The organism is Variovorax sp. LARHSF232 (assembly GCF_052871435.1).
Genome location: NZ_JBIXJS010000001.1, coordinates 436,884 through 451,169, shown reverse-complemented (window position 1 = coordinate 451,169; position 14,286 = coordinate 436,884). Strand labels below are relative to the sequence as shown.

Annotated in this window: 14 protein-coding genes; 7 read left to right on the top strand and 7 right to left on the bottom strand. The window is 67.6% G+C overall.

What is annotated here, in order from left to right; all coding sequences use genetic code 11:
* Both ACIPRI_RS02195 and ACIPRI_RS02190 read right to left on the bottom strand, forming a co-directional pair.
* Positions 1-1,803 (bottom strand): TRAP transporter large permease, encoded by a 1,803-nt coding sequence (locus ACIPRI_RS02195; protein ID WP_446588039.1) that lies wholly within the window; start codon positions 1,801-1,803, stop codon positions 1-3.
* 17 nt (positions 1,804-1,820) lie between these two features.
* On the bottom strand, positions 1,821-2,459 hold the full coding sequence (locus ACIPRI_RS02190) for a TRAP transporter small permease subunit (RefSeq protein WP_446588036.1): 639 nt from the start codon (positions 2,457-2,459) through the stop codon (positions 1,821-1,823).
* Between the two features lie 172 nt (positions 2,460-2,631).
* On the opposite strand from ACIPRI_RS02190, the gene ACIPRI_RS02185 reads away from it, so the two are divergent.
* Positions 2,632-3,927, top strand: a complete 1,296-nt coding sequence (locus ACIPRI_RS02185; RefSeq protein ID WP_446588034.1) for an SUMF1/EgtB/PvdO family nonheme iron enzyme — start codon at positions 2,632-2,634, stop codon at positions 3,925-3,927.
* Here the strand turns inward: ACIPRI_RS02185 and ACIPRI_RS02180 are convergent.
* The gene (locus ACIPRI_RS02180; RefSeq protein WP_446588032.1) at positions 3,922-5,037 is read right to left on the bottom strand and encodes a substrate-binding domain-containing protein; all 1,116 of its coding nucleotides are present in this window, start codon (positions 5,035-5,037) and stop codon (positions 3,922-3,924) included. The two genes, ACIPRI_RS02185 and ACIPRI_RS02180, sit on opposite strands and share 6 nt — an antisense overlap.
* A gap of 108 nt (positions 5,038-5,145) precedes the next feature.
* On the opposite strand from ACIPRI_RS02180, the gene ACIPRI_RS02175 reads away from it, so the two are divergent.
* From ACIPRI_RS02175 to ACIPRI_RS02165, 3 genes are read left to right on the top strand one after another with little or no spacing between them, the layout of a single operon-like run.
* Complete coding sequence (locus tag ACIPRI_RS02175; RefSeq protein WP_446588030.1) at positions 5,146-5,886, top strand: ABC transporter permease; 741 nt, start codon at positions 5,146-5,148, stop codon at positions 5,884-5,886.
* On the top strand, positions 5,883-6,590 hold the full coding sequence (locus ACIPRI_RS02170; protein WP_446588028.1) for an ATP-binding cassette domain-containing protein: 708 nt from the start codon (positions 5,883-5,885) through the stop codon (positions 6,588-6,590). The genes ACIPRI_RS02175 and ACIPRI_RS02170 overlap by 4 nt, the downstream gene beginning before the upstream one ends.
* On the top strand, positions 6,590-7,462 hold the full coding sequence (locus ACIPRI_RS02165; protein WP_446620358.1) for an extracellular solute-binding protein: 873 nt from the start codon (positions 6,590-6,592) through the stop codon (positions 7,460-7,462). The genes ACIPRI_RS02170 and ACIPRI_RS02165 overlap by 1 nt, the downstream gene beginning before the upstream one ends.
* A gap of 46 nt (positions 7,463-7,508) precedes the next feature.
* Here ACIPRI_RS02165 and ACIPRI_RS02160 read toward each other — a convergent pair whose 3' ends face one another.
* Positions 7,509-8,162, bottom strand: a complete 654-nt coding sequence (locus tag ACIPRI_RS02160; protein WP_446588026.1) for a glutathione S-transferase family protein — start codon at positions 8,160-8,162, stop codon at positions 7,509-7,511.
* Positions 8,163-8,270: 108 nt separating this feature from the next.
* Here ACIPRI_RS02160 and ACIPRI_RS02155 point away from each other — a divergent pair, with 108 nt between their 5' ends.
* The 3 genes from ACIPRI_RS02155 to ACIPRI_RS02145 all read left to right on the top strand — a co-directional run bounded on the left by ACIPRI_RS02155 (position 8,271) and on the right by ACIPRI_RS02145 (position 10,655).
* The gene (locus ACIPRI_RS02155; RefSeq protein WP_446588024.1) at positions 8,271-8,696 is read left to right on the top strand and encodes a VOC family protein; all 426 of its coding nucleotides are present in this window, start codon (positions 8,271-8,273) and stop codon (positions 8,694-8,696) included.
* Positions 8,697-8,727: 31 nt separating this feature from the next.
* The gene (locus tag ACIPRI_RS02150) at positions 8,728-10,158 is read left to right on the top strand and encodes a DHA2 family efflux MFS transporter permease subunit (protein ID WP_446588022.1); all 1,431 of its coding nucleotides are present in this window, start codon (positions 8,728-8,730) and stop codon (positions 10,156-10,158) included.
* Positions 10,159-10,271: 113 nt separating this feature from the next.
* A complete protein-coding gene (locus ACIPRI_RS02145; RefSeq protein ID WP_446588020.1) occupies positions 10,272-10,655 on the top strand; it encodes a nuclear transport factor 2 family protein in 384 nt (127 codons plus the stop codon).
* 291 nt (positions 10,656-10,946) lie between these two features.
* Here the strand turns inward: ACIPRI_RS02145 and ACIPRI_RS02140 are convergent, their stop codons facing one another.
* The 3 genes from ACIPRI_RS02140 to ACIPRI_RS02130 all read right to left on the bottom strand — a co-directional run bounded on the left by ACIPRI_RS02140 (position 10,947) and on the right by ACIPRI_RS02130 (position 14,163).
* On the bottom strand, positions 10,947-12,290 hold the full coding sequence (locus ACIPRI_RS02140; RefSeq protein ID WP_446620357.1) for a tripartite tricarboxylate transporter permease: 1,344 nt from the start codon (positions 12,288-12,290) through the stop codon (positions 10,947-10,949).
* Between the two features lie 41 nt (positions 12,291-12,331).
* Entirely contained in the window at positions 12,332-12,784 is a 453-nt protein-coding gene (locus ACIPRI_RS02135) for a hypothetical protein (RefSeq protein ID WP_446588018.1), read from the bottom strand.
* 92 nt (positions 12,785-12,876) lie between these two features.
* Complete coding sequence (locus ACIPRI_RS02130) at positions 12,877-14,163, bottom strand: hydroxymethylglutaryl-CoA reductase, degradative (RefSeq protein WP_446588016.1); 1,287 nt, start codon at positions 14,161-14,163, stop codon at positions 12,877-12,879.
* Positions 14,164-14,286 lie beyond the last annotated feature (123 nt).

The window sequence follows — 14,286 nt, the reverse complement described above, 5'->3', positions numbered from 1 at the left end:
CTACTTCTTTTCCTGCTGCTGCATCGAATCCTGCAGCGCCTTCATGGGGTCGTCCTCCGCCGCCGGTGCAGCAGGCGCGGCCGGTGCCTCGGCACCGCCGGGCGCCGGCGCAGCACCCGGCATTTCGGGCATGGCGGGCGCCTCGAAGGAGGGCGGTGCCATGTTCTCCATCATTTCGTTGCCGATCTTGTCCAGGTCCATCTTCTGCGCCTTGTCCAGGCCGCTGGAGACGATGCCCGGGAAGGCGATGATCAGGCCCACCATGATGATCTGGATCACCACGAAAGGCACGGCGCCCCAATAGATCTGCATGGTCGTGACCGGCTGGATGGTCTTCTTGGTGATCCGGTCGGTGTACTCCTTGGTCGGCGCCACGCTGCGCAGGTAGAACAGGGCAAAGCCGAAGGGCGGGTGCATGAAGGAGGTCTGCATGTTCACCGCCAGCAGCACACCGAACCAGATCAGGTCGATGTCCAGCGCGACCGCCACCGGCGCCAACAGCGGCACCACGATGAACGACAGCTCGAAGAAGTCCAGGAAGAAGGCCAGGAAGAAGATCAGCGCGTTCACCAGGATCAGGAAGCCGAGCTGGCCGCCGGGCATGCCGGTGAGCAGGTGCTCGACCCAGCGCGGTCCGTCGACGCCCTGGAACACCAGGCTGAAGATGGTCGAGCCGATCAGGATGAACACCACGAAGCACGACAGCTTGGTGGTGGTGTTGAGCGCCTGCTTGATCAGGTGCATGTCCAGGCGCCTGCGCACCATGGCCATGATGAAGGCGCCCAGCGCGCCCATGGCGCCGCCTTCGGTCGGCGTGGCCACGCCCAGGAAGATGGTGCCCAGAACCAGGAAGATCAGCAAGAGCGGCGGGATCAGCACGAAGGTGACCCGCTCGGCGATGCGCGACAAAAGGTTCAGGCCGGTGATGCGGTTGATCACGGCCAACACGAAGGCCAGCAGCACGCCCACGCACATCGACACCACGATGGTCTCGTCGGTTGCCACCGACGTCACCTCTTGGCCCGTCCACCAGGTGTGAACGTCGGCGATGTGTTCGCCAAAGAAGATGGCGGCCGCGGTCGACAGGGCGACCACCACCAGGAGCGAAGGCAGTCCGCTGCTGCCGTTGGGCTCGCGGAAGGTGCGTGCCTCCAGCGGCAGCGCCGGTACCCACTTGGGCTTGAAGATGGCCAGGAGGATCACGTAGGCCGCGTACATCGCGGTCAGGATGAAGCCAGGCACGAAGGCGCCCTTGTACATGTCGCCCACGCTGCGGCCCAGCTGGTCGGCCATGATGATCAGCACCAGCGAGGGCGGGATGATCTGCGCCAGCGTGCCCGATGCGGCGATCACGCCGGAGGCCAGGCGCCGGTCATAGCCGTAGCGCAGCATGATGGGCAGCGAGATGAGGCCCATCGAGATCACCGAGGCCGCCACCACACCGGTGGTGGCCGCCAGCAGTGCGCCGACAAAAATCACCGCCAGCGCCAGGCCGCCGCGCACCGGGCCGAACAGCTGGCCGATGGTGTCGAGCAGGTCCTCGGCCATGCCGCTGCGCTCGAGGATCAGCCCCATCAAGGTGAAGAAGGGAATGGCCAGCAGCGTGTCGTTCTGCATGATGCCGAAGATGCGCAGCGGCAGCGCCTGCAGCAGCGCCTCGGGCAGCAAGCCCAGCTCAATGCCGACGAAGCCGAAGAACAACCCGCAGGCGCCCAGGCTGAAGGCCACCGGAAAGCCGAACAGCAGGAAGACGATGAGCCCCGCGAACATGATCGGGGCGAAGTTCGAAGTGATGAATTCCATGATGGTGGGACCCTGCTTCAGCCGGCTTTGGGCTTGTTGTTATTGCCGCCGTTCGCTGCCGCTGCCGCGGCCTCGGCCTCAGTTTGGCGGCGGATCGCTTCGACCAGTTCTTCCTCGGGGGTCTTTTCCACCGGCTTGTGGGTCGGGTCCGCGATGCGGCCCTGCAGGAAGGCGATGCGCTTGATGAACTCCGACAGGCCCTGCAGCAGCAAGAGGCCAAAGCCCAGCGGCATCATCAGGTACACCGGCCAGCGGATCAGGCCGCCGGCGTTGTTGGACATCTCGCCCGAGCGGAAGCCTTGCAGGAAGAAGGGAACGCCATACCAGAGCACGGCCAGGCAGACCGGCGTGAGGAAGAAGGCAAAGCCGATGAGGTCGATCCAGATCTGCGCCCGCTTGCTCAGGCGCCCCGACACCACGTCGATCTTCACGTGCTCCTGGTTCAACAAGGTGTAGCCGGCGGCGACCAGGAAGGCGGCGGCGAACAGGTACCACTGGATCTCGAGCCAGGCGTTGGAGCTGACGTTGAAGATCTTGCGCACCGTCGCGTTGACGCCGCTGATGACGGTGGAGGCGAGGATCAGCCAGATGACGTACTTGCCGATCTGGCCATTGAGCCAGTCGACACCTCGGGAGAACTTGAGCAGGCTATTCATGCCGGGCCTTGGATAAAGGGAACACTGAATATGAAAGCACCCGGGGCACCCCCCTGTGAGGAGGCGCCCCGGGTGAGTCGGGAGCCCGCGATTTTAGAAGCAGCCGAGCGGTGCTTTCCCAAGGGGCTGCTGGTGTATTCCCTAGGGTACAGCCGCGTCGCCATAATTGCCCATGCCTTCGTCCACGCCGCTGCTGCCGGCACCCGGCCTGCCGCATTCGATCGACTCGCCCGACATGCGCCGCGCCGGCCGCGAACTGCTGTCGCTGGCGCTGATCGACGCGCGCAACCACACACTGCATCTGCTGACCCTGTTCGAGCAGGCCTTGGCGAAAGCAGGCCTGGCGCAGGTGCCGCAGCTTGCGGACGTGGTGCCGCCGGTCTGGTTGGCCGGCCACGTTGGCTGGTTTGCCGAATGGTGGATCGCGCGCAATACGCAGCGCGCCTTCGGCATCGATTGCCCGCAGCGTCCCACCCGCCTGGCCTCCATCGAACCGCAGGCCGACCTGTGGTGGAACCCGGCGCAGCGCGCGCCGGACGAGCGCTGGGCGAGCGACCTGCCAGATCTCGCGGCCACCAAGGCCTATCTCCTGGAAACGCTGGAAAGCACGCTCGAGCTGCTGGAGCGCGCCGCCGAGACCGACGCCGGGCTGTACTTCTATCGCCTCGCGCTCTTTCACGAAGACCTGCGCGGCGAGCAGCTGATCGTGATGGCGCAAACCCTGGGCCTGTCGCTTGGCGCCGAGTTGCCGCCGCCCGGTGCCACGCGCGAGCCGCTGCTGTTGCCGGCCACGCGCTGGCGCCTGGGCCTGGCCAGCGTTGGCGAAGGCAGCGGCTTTGCCTTCGCCCAGGAGTGCGGCGAGGAGGAGCTCGAGGTGCCCGAGTTCGAGATCGATGCGCAGCCGGTCAATTGGTACCAGTTCGTCGAATTCGTCGACGACGGCGGCTACGACCGCGAGGACCTGTGGTCGCCCGAGGGCTGGGCCTGGCTGCAGGCGGTCGGCGACCGGCGCGCGCCGCGCCATGTCGAGCAGATCGGCGCCGCGCGCCACGGCACCGGGGGCTCGGTGCTGCAGCGCCGCTTTGGTGTCGCCACCCGCGCGGCGGGCCACCAGAGCGCGATGCACTTGAGCTGGTGGGAGGCTGATGCCTGGGCGCGCTGGGCCGGCCGGCGCCTGGCGACCGAGGCCGAGTGGGAGATCGCTGCCCATGGCGCCGCCCGGCGCGGCTTTCGCTGGGGCGAGGTGAGGGAATGGACCGCAGGCCGGTTGCGTCCCTGGCCCGGTTTTCGCGCCGACCCCTGGAGCGCCGGCAGCGAGTTTGACCCACAACCGGCCTTCGGCCAGGCCCGGGTGCTGCGCGGCGCCTCCTTTGCCACGCGCGCGCGGCTGCGCTCGGCGCACTGGCGCGGCTTTGCGCTGCCTTCGCGGGATGAGGGCTTCGTCGGCTTTAGAACCTGCGCGCTATGAAGAAGCGTGCGCCTTCTCGCTCCTGAAGCTCCACCACGGCAAGAGCGCCCGCAGCGACTGCACCTGGCCGCTGGCGGCGCACTCGTAACCGAGCATGGTGCCCAGCTGATGCTGCCAGGCCTTGCTGCGCAGCACCGCCAGCAGGGCCTGTGTGGACGGCTGCTCCAGCGCCGTCTTCAGGCACACCAGGTGATAGCGCTCGTGCACCAGCGGCACGAAGTCCAGCCCGGCACCGCGTGCGGCCGATTCCAGGCCGAGCCCCGCATCGGCCTGGCCTGACTCGATCGCATGGGCGACGGCCGCGTGCGAGGGCTCGCAGTGTGCGTAGCCGGCGATGTCCGGCGCTGCCAGCTGTGCCTCGGCCAGCAGTTCGTCCAGCAGCACCCGCGTGCCGGTGCCCAGCGCGCGATTGACGAAGCGCGCCCGGCGCCCCGCGACGTCGGCCATCACGCTCAGGCGCAGCGGATTGCCCGGCGCCACCATCAGGCCCTGGATGCGCCGCGCAAAGCCGATCACCTTGTGCTGGCCCGGCTTGAGCAGCGGCTTGTAGGTGCGCTGCGCCAGCGACCCCAGGGGCGGCCGCTCGCGCGTGTGAAAGCCCGCCATCACGCAGCGGCCCTGGTTGAGCGCGCGGATCGCGTCCACGCTGCCGCTGAACTGGATGTCCAGATGCACCTGCGCGGTGGCGGCCGCGTGCGCGCGCAGCGCCACCAGTGCATCGTCGTGGCTGGCATGCAGGCTCAACACGTGGATGCTGTCGTTGAAGGCGAGGGCGAAGGCACGCTCCAGGTCGGCATGCAGCGCCTCGATCTGCGCCGCCAGCCGCGCCTGCGCCTGGCGCTCGGCCCACAGGAGCTTGTCACCGAACTCCGACAACTGCGCCGACTGGCCGGCATCGCCCGCCACCAGCCGATGGCCCAAGAGGCCTTCCCAGCGCTTGAGCTCGCCCCACACGTGGCGGTACGAGAGGCCCAGGTGGCGCGCCGCGCCCGAGATCGAGCCGCTTTCGCGCACCGCCTGCAGCAACTCCATCAAGGGATTGCGAATGCGCGGCCTGCCGGCGCCGCGCGACGCGATCGCATAGGAGAGTTCGATTTGCTGAGGCGCCACGCGGCGATTATGCAAAGCATCATCAACCTATGAACAGGCTTGCATAGGTCGACTTTGTGACAGTTCGATACTGGCACGGGTCGAAATCCATTCGACGAGCGGAACGGCATGAACACCTTCACCGAAAGCGCACTCGCCTCGTGGCAGCTGCTGGTCTCGGGCGACCCGGCCTTATGGGCCATCGTCGGCCGTTCGCTGCTGGTGAGCGCCAGCGCCTGCGTCCTGGCTTGCGGGGCAGGGCTGCTGGCCGGTGCCTGGCTCGGCACGACCCGCTTTGCCGGCCGCGGCGTGCTGCTGACCCTGCTCAACACCTTGCTGGCGCTGCCGTCGGTAGTGGTGGGCCTCCTGATCTACCTGTTGCTTTCCAACTCCGGCCCGCTGGGCTTTCTGGGCTGGCTGTTCTCCTTCAAGGCGATGGTGCTGGCACAGGCGGTCCTGGTGCTGCCGGTGGTCACGGCGCTGACGCGCCAGGTCGTCGAAGATGCGGACCGGGCCCATGGCGAGCAGTTGCGCTCGCTCGGCGCCGCCTCCTTCACCCGTGCCCTGCTGCTGGCGTGGGACGAACGCTATGCCCTGGTCACGGTGCTGATTGCCGCCTTCGGCCGCGCCGTGTCGGAAGTGGGCGCGGTGATGGTGGTGGGCGGCAACATCGACGGCTTCACGCGGGTGATGACCACCGCCATCGCGCTGGAGACCAGCAAGGGCGACCTGCCGCTGGCCCTGGCCCTGGGCGCCGTCCTGCTGTTGGTGGTGCTGGTGCTCAACCTGGCGATCTCGCTGTTGCGCGGCTGGCGCGAGCGGGTCGACGGCGGCGCCGTGCAGGCCGCGGCAAGAGGAGCGCTGGCATGACGCAGACCCCGACCGCACCGCCGCTGTTCATGCTGCGCAGTGCCGGCGTGCGCTACGGCCAGATCGATGCGCTGCAGGCGTTGAGCCTGACCATCCATGCCGGCGAACGGGTGGCCCTGGTCGGCGCCAACGGCAGCGGCAAGAGCACCTTGCTGCGCCTGCTGCACGGCCTGGTGCCTGCCGCCAGTGGCAACTTCGCCAGCCTGGCGCCCGCGCGCATGCAGGCCATGCTGTTTCAGCGCCCGCACATGCTGCGCGCCAGTGCGCTGTCGAACGTGGCACTGGCGCTGTGGCTGCGCGGCGTGCGCTGGCGCGATGCGCAGCGTTGGGCCATGGCCGCGCTGAACCGGGTCGGCCTGGGCACGGTGGCGCGCCGCAACGCACGCACCCTGTCCGGCGGCCAGCAGCAGCGCCTGGCTCTGGCCCGCGCCTGGGCGCTGGCGCCGGCGGTGCTGCTGCTCGACGAGCCCACCGCCAGCCTGGACCCCACCGCCAAGCGTGAAGTCGAAGCGCTGATCGGCGAAGTGGCGGACGGCCGCACCCTCATCTTTGCCAGCCACAACCTGGGCCAGGTCAAGCGCCTGGCCACCCGCGTCATCTACCTGGAGCACGGCCGCGTGCTGGCGGACCTGCCGGTCTACGACTTTTTCTACGGCGCCTTGCCCAAGGAGGCCCTGTTGTTTGTCAAAGGAGAACTCGCATGATGATGAAGCTGAAGTTGTCGCGGAGGCGCTGGGGCCTGCAGGTATCGGGCCACGGCCTGCTGCTGGCCGGCGTGCTGCTGGCGGGCCTGGTCGACGACGTGCGGGCCGAAGAGATCACCATGGCTTCGACCACCTCCACCGAGCAGTCGGGCCTGTTCTCGCACCTGCTGCCAGAGTTCAAGAAAGCCAGCCAGATCGACGTGAAGGTGGTGGCGGTAGGCACCGGCCAGGCCATCGACATGGCGCGCCGCGGCGATGCCGACGTGCTGTTCGTGCACGACACCGCGGCCGAGGAGAAGTTTGTCGTCGACGGTCTTGCCGCCAGGCGCTACCCGGTCATGTACAACGACTTCGTGCTCGTGGGCCCGGCCAGGGACCCGGCTGGCGTGAAAGGCAAGGACATCGCGCCGGCGCTGAAGAAGATCGCCGCCGCCAACGCGCCCTTCGTCTCGCGCGGCGACAAGAGCGGCACCGACGCGGCCGAGCGGCGCCTGTGGGCGCAGGCGGGTGTCGGCGAGGCCGGCCAGAGCGTGCCCAACGACAAGAAGGGCAGCGGCTACAAGGAATGCGGCTGCGGCATGGGCCCGGCGCTCAACATCGCGGCCTCGAGCAGTGCCTATGTGCTGGCCGATCGTGGCAGCTGGCTCAGCTTCAAGAACCGCGCCGATCTGGCCGTCGTGGTGGAAGGCGACAAGCGCCTGTTCAACCAGTACGGCGTGATGGTGGTGAGCCCGATCAAATTTCCGCAACGCAACTCGGCCGGGGCGCAGAAGTTTGTCGACTGGATGATCTCGCCGGCCGGCCAGGCCAGCATTGCTGCCCACAAGATCGGCGGCGAGCAGTTGTTCTTTCCGAATTCGGCGGCAAACTGAGCTGGGACCCGCTCTCTGCCGCGCAGGCTCCTGGTGGCGCGGCTCCTCAGCGGCCGGTCGATGCGGCGGTGAAAACCGCCAATTGAGCGTCGAAGGCACGCTTGAAGGCCGGGCGCGCTTCGCCGCGGGCGACATAGGCGAAGAGCTTCGGATATTCGTCCAGCAAGCCCGATCCGTTCAACCTGCGCAGCACCGTCACCATCAGAAGGTCACCGGCGCTGAACGCACCATCGAGCCAGTCGGCATCGCCCAGGCGAGCGGAAAGTTCGCCAAGCCGGACACGAATGCGATCCTCGACGATCGGCAGGCGCTGCGTGTACCAGGTCTCGTCGCGCTCCTGAAGCACGGCGTATTGCCGATCAACGATCGGCGGCTCCAGCGTACTGAGCGCGCAAAACATCCATGTGATCGCGCGCGCCCGGGCATTCGCATCGCCTGGTAGCAGGCCCGCATGGTGCTGCGCGATATGGAACACGATCGCCCCCGACTCGAACAGGACGAGATCGCCTTCTTCGTAGGTCGGAATCTGCCCGAAAGGATGAAGCGCACGATGCGCCGCCTGCTTCATCTCGCTGAACGAAACAAGACGAACGTCGTAGGGCTGGCCCACTTCTTCGAGCGCCCAACGAACACGCATGTCACGCGCCTGTCCCTTGCCGCGGTCGGGTGAGCGCTCAAAGGCAGTGATGGTGGGGGTCATTGCAAGGCTCCAGGCAATTGCACGATGCATTCTCGTTCGACATGTGGACACTGTCCAAATCCTTTGTTATATTGTGGACACCGTACACAACCAATCCAAGGAATCGATATGGCTACCCTCATGTTCGTCAATCTGCCGGTGAAGAACCTCGACCAGTCCATGGCCTTCTTCAAGCGGCTAGGCTTTCAGTTCAACCCGCAGTTCACCAACGAGCAGGCCGCTTGCATGATCGTGAGCGACACCAGCTACGTCATGCTGCTGGTCGAGGATTTCTTCAAGACCTTCACCGACAAGCCGCTGGTCGATGCCAACCGGGCCACCGAGGTGCTGGTGTGCTTGTCGGCCCAGGACCGGGCTGGCGTCGACGCCATGGTGGCCAAGGCCGTGGCTGCCGGCGGCAAGGCGCATCGCGAGCCGGTGGACCACGGCTTCATGTACGGCCATGGCTTCGAGGATCTGGACGGCCACCAGTGGGAAGTCATGTTCATGGAGGCCAGCGCGGTCGAGCCGGTGGCGGCGGCAAGCGCAAAGTAAGGGCAGGATTTTTTTTTGGAAGGAGCAGGGGATGACCCACGGACTCGACGTACGCCGACGCTGGCTGGCCCTGATGGTGCTGTGCCTGGGCGTTTTGATGATCGTGCTGGACACGACCATCGTGAACGTGGCACTGCCCTCGATCCAGGCCGACCTGGCGTTCAGTGAAACCTCGCTGGTCTGGGTCGTCAACGCCTACATGCTGACCTTCGGCGGCTTCCTGCTGCTGGGCGGCCGGCTGGGCGATCTGTATGGGCATCGCCGGTTGTTTCTCATCGGCATCACGCTGTTCACCGTTGCCTCGCTCGCCTGCGGCCTGGCCGGCACGCAGGCGCTACTGGTCGGCGCGCGTGCGGTGCAGGGGCTGGGCGGTGCGGTGGTGTCGGCGGTGGCGCTGTCGCTCATCATGAATCTGTTCACCGAGCCGGGCGAACGCGCCAAGGCGATGGGCGTCTACGGTTTCGTGTGCGCGGGCGGCGGCAGCATCGGCGTGCTGCTCGGCGGCCTGCTCACCAGCGCCTTGAGCTGGCACTGGATCTTTCTGGTCAACCTGCCGATCGGCGTCGCGGTGTATGCGCTCTGCCTCGCGCTGCTGCCCGGCGGGCGCGGCCACGCCGCGGGCGAGCCGCTGGACGTGGCCGGTGCCGTCAGCGTCACCACCGCGCTGATGCTGGCGGTGTACGCGGTGGTCAATGGCAACGGGGCCGGCTGGGGGTCGGTGCAGACGCTGGCGCTGCTCGGCGCCGCCGTGCTGCTGCTGGGCCTCTTTATCGTGATCGAGTCGCGCGTCGCCCATCCGCTGATGCCGCTGGCGCTCTTTGGCCTGCGCAAGGTGGCGGTCGCCAACGTCGTGGGCGTACTGTGGGCTGCGGCGATGTTCGCGTGGTTCTTCATTTCTGCGCTCTACCTGCAGCGGGTGCTGGGCTATGCGCCCATGCAGGTGGGCCTGGCCTTCCTGCCGGCCAACCTGATCATGGCGGCCTTCTCGCTGGGCGGTTCGGCAAAGCTGGTGATGCGCTTCGGCATGCGCGGTCCGCTGGCGGCCGGCCTGGCGATGGCGGCCCTGGGCCTGGCGCTCTTCGCGCTGGCGCCGGTCGGCGGCGACTTCCTGCTGCATGTTCTGCCGGGCATGACCTTGCTGGGCATCGGCGCGGGCGTGGCCTTCAATCCGCTGCTGCTGGTGGCGATGAGCGACGTGGCGCCCAGCGAGTCGGGCCTGGCATCGGGCGTGGTCAACACCTCGTTCATGATGGGTGGCGCCCTCGGGCTGGCGGTGCTGGCGAGCCTGGCGGAAGCACGCAGCGGTGCGTTGCTGCGCGCGGCCGATGCAACGCCGCTGGCCGCCCTGACCGGGGGTTACCAGGCGGCCTTCATGGTGGGAGCAGCGTTCGCGGCGCTGGCCGCAGTTATTGCCTGGGTGGCGCTGCGCGAGCGGCGTATGCCGGCAGCTTTTGCAAGCTAGCGTGCTGCGCCGGCGCGCCTTGACCTCCCAGGTTATCGCCTGAACGCCGCCCACCGGCGACCATTCCTTCACCCGCTGCTTGTGAAGCGGTGCAACACCGAAAGGAAATCGCCATGAACACCGTTGACGCCACCCACATCGCCGCCGACGTCGCCCAGCGCTACATCCAGCTCTGGAACGAAGCCGACCCGGCGCGCCGCCTCGAACTGCTGGAAGCCGGCTGGACCCAGGACGCCCGCTACATCGATCCGATCATGCAGGCGCAGGGGCGCGAAGGCATCAGCTCGCTGGTGGCAGCCGTGCAGGCGCGCTTTCCGGGCTTTCGCTTCAACCTGCTGGGCAAGCCCGACGCGCACGGCGAGCACCTGCGCTTTTCCTGGACGCTGGGGCCGGAGGCTTCGCAAGACCTGATCCAGGGCACCGACTTCGTGCAGCTGGCGGACGGACGCCTGCACAGCGTCACCGGCTTTCTGGACAAGGTGCCGGCGGCCGCCTGATGTCTCATATGAGTGCTGCCAGCAGCAGCGCGAACAGTGCGAGACGCGATGCGGGCGCAGGTAGGTCCAGAGGATGTGCATGGCGCCAGTATGCGGCGCTGCTGTTCAGGGCGCGTGCACAGGACACCGGGGACTCCCCTCCGCGAATGTCCCCCGCTTCGCTTCTCCTTTATTTCGCTGCGGGGAACACCCAGTGCCCTGCGCACGAGGGCACGCTCTGTGTTTGCGGCCGATTCGCGGAGCAAGGTGCCCTGTCGGCGTAAGCGCGCCCTGAACGTCACCGCCAACCAATCAAGACATTGCCTTGATCACCGCCGGCACCGTCAACACCGCCGTGTAGTACCCCATGAACTGCACGCCGGTGTTGAACCCGATCGCACGCGACAGCAGCCCACCGAGCAGGCCCATCGTCAGGATCACCAGCAGCCCCAGCAGCTGGCCTTCCCACACGCTGATCACCACGATCAAGCCGACGAAGGTCGCGATGATCGCCTCGTGGCTCACCTTGCGCGAAACGAATAGCGCCGCGCGGCGCGCGAAGTTCATCGTGAACGGATAGGCCACCAGCGCCGCGAGCACCACGGCCAGCATGCCGTAGCCCAGGAACTCCCAGTGGTTCAGCAGGTTGTGCAGGTTGTGCGTCTGGCCCGTGGCCGAGTCGATGGTGAACAATGGCGGTGCGTTGAACAGTGGCGCGGCCGGGCCCGCAGCAACGGGGCTCAGCGGCAGGCCGATGGCGATCAGCGGGATCAGCGCTTCGGCGATGTAGGTGGCTTCGGTCACGCCGTTGCGCGCGGCCAGCGTGGTGGTGAGGCGGTGGTATGCATGCTTGATGCGCGAACCGACCAGCTCGCCCAGCACCACCGTCATCGCGACCGGGCTGAACACGAAGGTGGCGCTGGAGATCGCGGCGGTGGCAAAGGTCCACTTCACCTGCGCGCGGTCGAGCACCTTGAACGGGTTCGGGAAATAGCCCGTCCAGCCCTTCACGTCGGGCGCGAGCGAGAAGGTGCGGACCTTGTCGCGCTTCATGCGCGCACGCGCCGCGGGCGAGATCACCGAGAACAAGTCGGCCACCAGCGGCCCGATCGCGATGCCCAGGAAGTAACTGATGCTGAGCTTCACGCCGTACTTGCCGGTGAGCGCCTGCAGCGCCACGATCACCATCACGAACGGCACCAGCGTGGCGACCGAGGCCCAGCGTCCGCTCGAGAAGTAGGCAATGGCCACGGCCGCCACCACGAAGATCCACGGCGCCGCCTTGGTGATGGCCGCGCCGTACGGCGCCAGCAGCACCGCGAACAGCACGGCCAGCGGCACCGCGAGAAAGGCCGCGATGATCGCGCCCGACACCATCTTGCGCAGCGCGATGTGCGGCACGCCCAGGTTGCGCAGCACGTTCGCGTCCTGCAGCAGCGGCGTGGCCATGGTGTCGCCCGGAATGCCGAGCAGCGCAGTGGGCACCGCGTGCGTCATGTGCTTGGCCACGGCCGCGGCCAGGAAGAAGGTGAACACGCCTTCGGGCGGTACGCCGAGCAGCACCACCAGCAGCGTGAGCGGCGCAAGCGTGGTGGTTTCGTCGGTGCCCGAGACGAGGCCGATGGCCGCGAACACGATGGCGCCCACGAGGCCCATGCCGGTGGCGACGAGGATCTGGTTGAACAGGGCGGCGTCGATCACGGTGCGGCTCCTTCGGTGCTGCGGGTGCGGGGCTTGTACGACGCGAACAGATCGTAGATTTCCAGCTCCTTCATTTCGCGCATCACGGAGGGTGGCAGGTCGTCCACCGAGCCCAGGTCGCCATGCTCGCCGGCCAGTTCGGCCAGAACTTCTTCGCGCCAGCGCGGATCGGGGTCTGTGCCCTCGATCACCTCACGCTTGGGCGCGAAGAGGTTCGCGCAGATCAACCCCGAGACGACGCAGCCGCAGAGGCCCGCGAGCATCGCGTAGGCGCGCGCCAGCTCGGGCGTGCTCACGACGCTCGCGAGCACGCGGCTCCCCACGAGGTAGCCCGTGAGGCTCACCGCGACGCCGATCACGATCGACCAGGCAAGGTGGCCCAGGTCGGCCGTGTCGCCCCATATCTCCACCAGCCGCCAGCGGGCGGGCGTTGCACTGTCTGCGTTCATTCGAGTTGTCTCCGTCTTGGTTGTGTGACAGCTGCGTGCGCAGCCGCCGCGGTGTCGGTCGCGGCCAGTTGTGCGAGCTCCTCCCGCGTTGCTTATTTCTTGCGCAGCGCTTCGAGCAGTGCCACGGCGCGGTCGGTGCGCACGTCGTGCTCTGCCGTCATCTGCTTGGCGATGTGGTCGATCTCGTCGCCGGTCGCACCCGCGACCAGCGCGATGTTGCGGGCATGCAGCGCCATGTGGCCGCGCTGGATGCCTTCGGTGGCGAGCGCGCGCAAGGCGCCGAGGTTCTGCGCGAGGCCCACGGCCACTGCGACTTCGCCGAGTTCCTGTGCCGACTTCACGTCGAGGATCTTCAGTGCAAGCCGCGCGAGCGGGTGCGTCTTCGTCGCGCCGCCGACAAGGCCCACCGGCATCGGCATCTCAATGGTGCCGACGAGTGCGCCGCTCGTGTCCTTCTCCCACGTGGTCAGCGAGGAGTAGCGCCCGCTGCGACAGGCGTATGCATGTGCGCCGGCTTCCACCGCGCGCCAGTCGTTGCCGGTCGCGACGATCACGGGGTCGATGCCGTTCATGATTCCCTTGTTGTGCGTCGCCGCGCGGTAGGGGTCGATGGCCGCGAAGGTGTAGGCGTCGATCACGCCCTCGACCACTTGTTCGCCGCTGCGCTCGCGCGTGGCCAGCACAGAAGGTGCAAGCCGCACGCGCGCACGTGCCAGCCGCAGGTCCGCCAGGTTCGACAGGATGCGCAGGCGCACCGTGCCACCCGTGAGCTTTTCGACCAGCGGCGACACCGCCTCGGCCATGGTGTTGACCGTGTTCGCGCCCATCGCATCGCGCACGTCGACGATGAGGTGCATCACCACCATCGCGCCGCGCGGCGTGTCGCAGAACACATGCACCTCGATGTCCCGGCAGCCGCCGCCCAGGCCGATCAGCACCTTGTCGCGGCTGTTCGCCACGGCCAGGATCTCCTCGCGCGCACGCAGCAGCGCGAGCCGTGCGCCGTACGGGTCGGTGATGCCGATCACCTGCACCTGCGCGCGCATCAGCGGCCCGGTGCTGGAGGCCTCGAAGCCGCCGCCCTCGCGCGCCAGCTTGGCCATGAACGACGCGGCGGCGACCACCGAGGGCTCTTCGACCGCCATCGGCACGAGGAAGTCGCGCCCGTTCACGGTGAAGTTGCCGGCCACGCCCAGCGGCAGCTCGAAGGTGCCGATCACGTTCTCGACCATGCCGTTGGCGCGGTCCACGCTCAGCGCGCCGGGCTGGGCGAGCAGCGCCACCTCGTCGTCGCTGAGCGAGGCGGCTTGTGCGATGTGGGCCAGGCGTTGGGCGGGCGTGAGTGCGCGGAAATTGGGAATGCGGGAATCGGCGGCCATCGGGACGTGTCTCTTCGGAAGGTGAATTCGGGAGCAGGAAATTTAGGCCGGCTGTACCGCTCGCGGAAGGCACAGTTTGGCGGGACAGTGCGGACAGTGGTGCGCCGCCACGGCCTGCTGTGT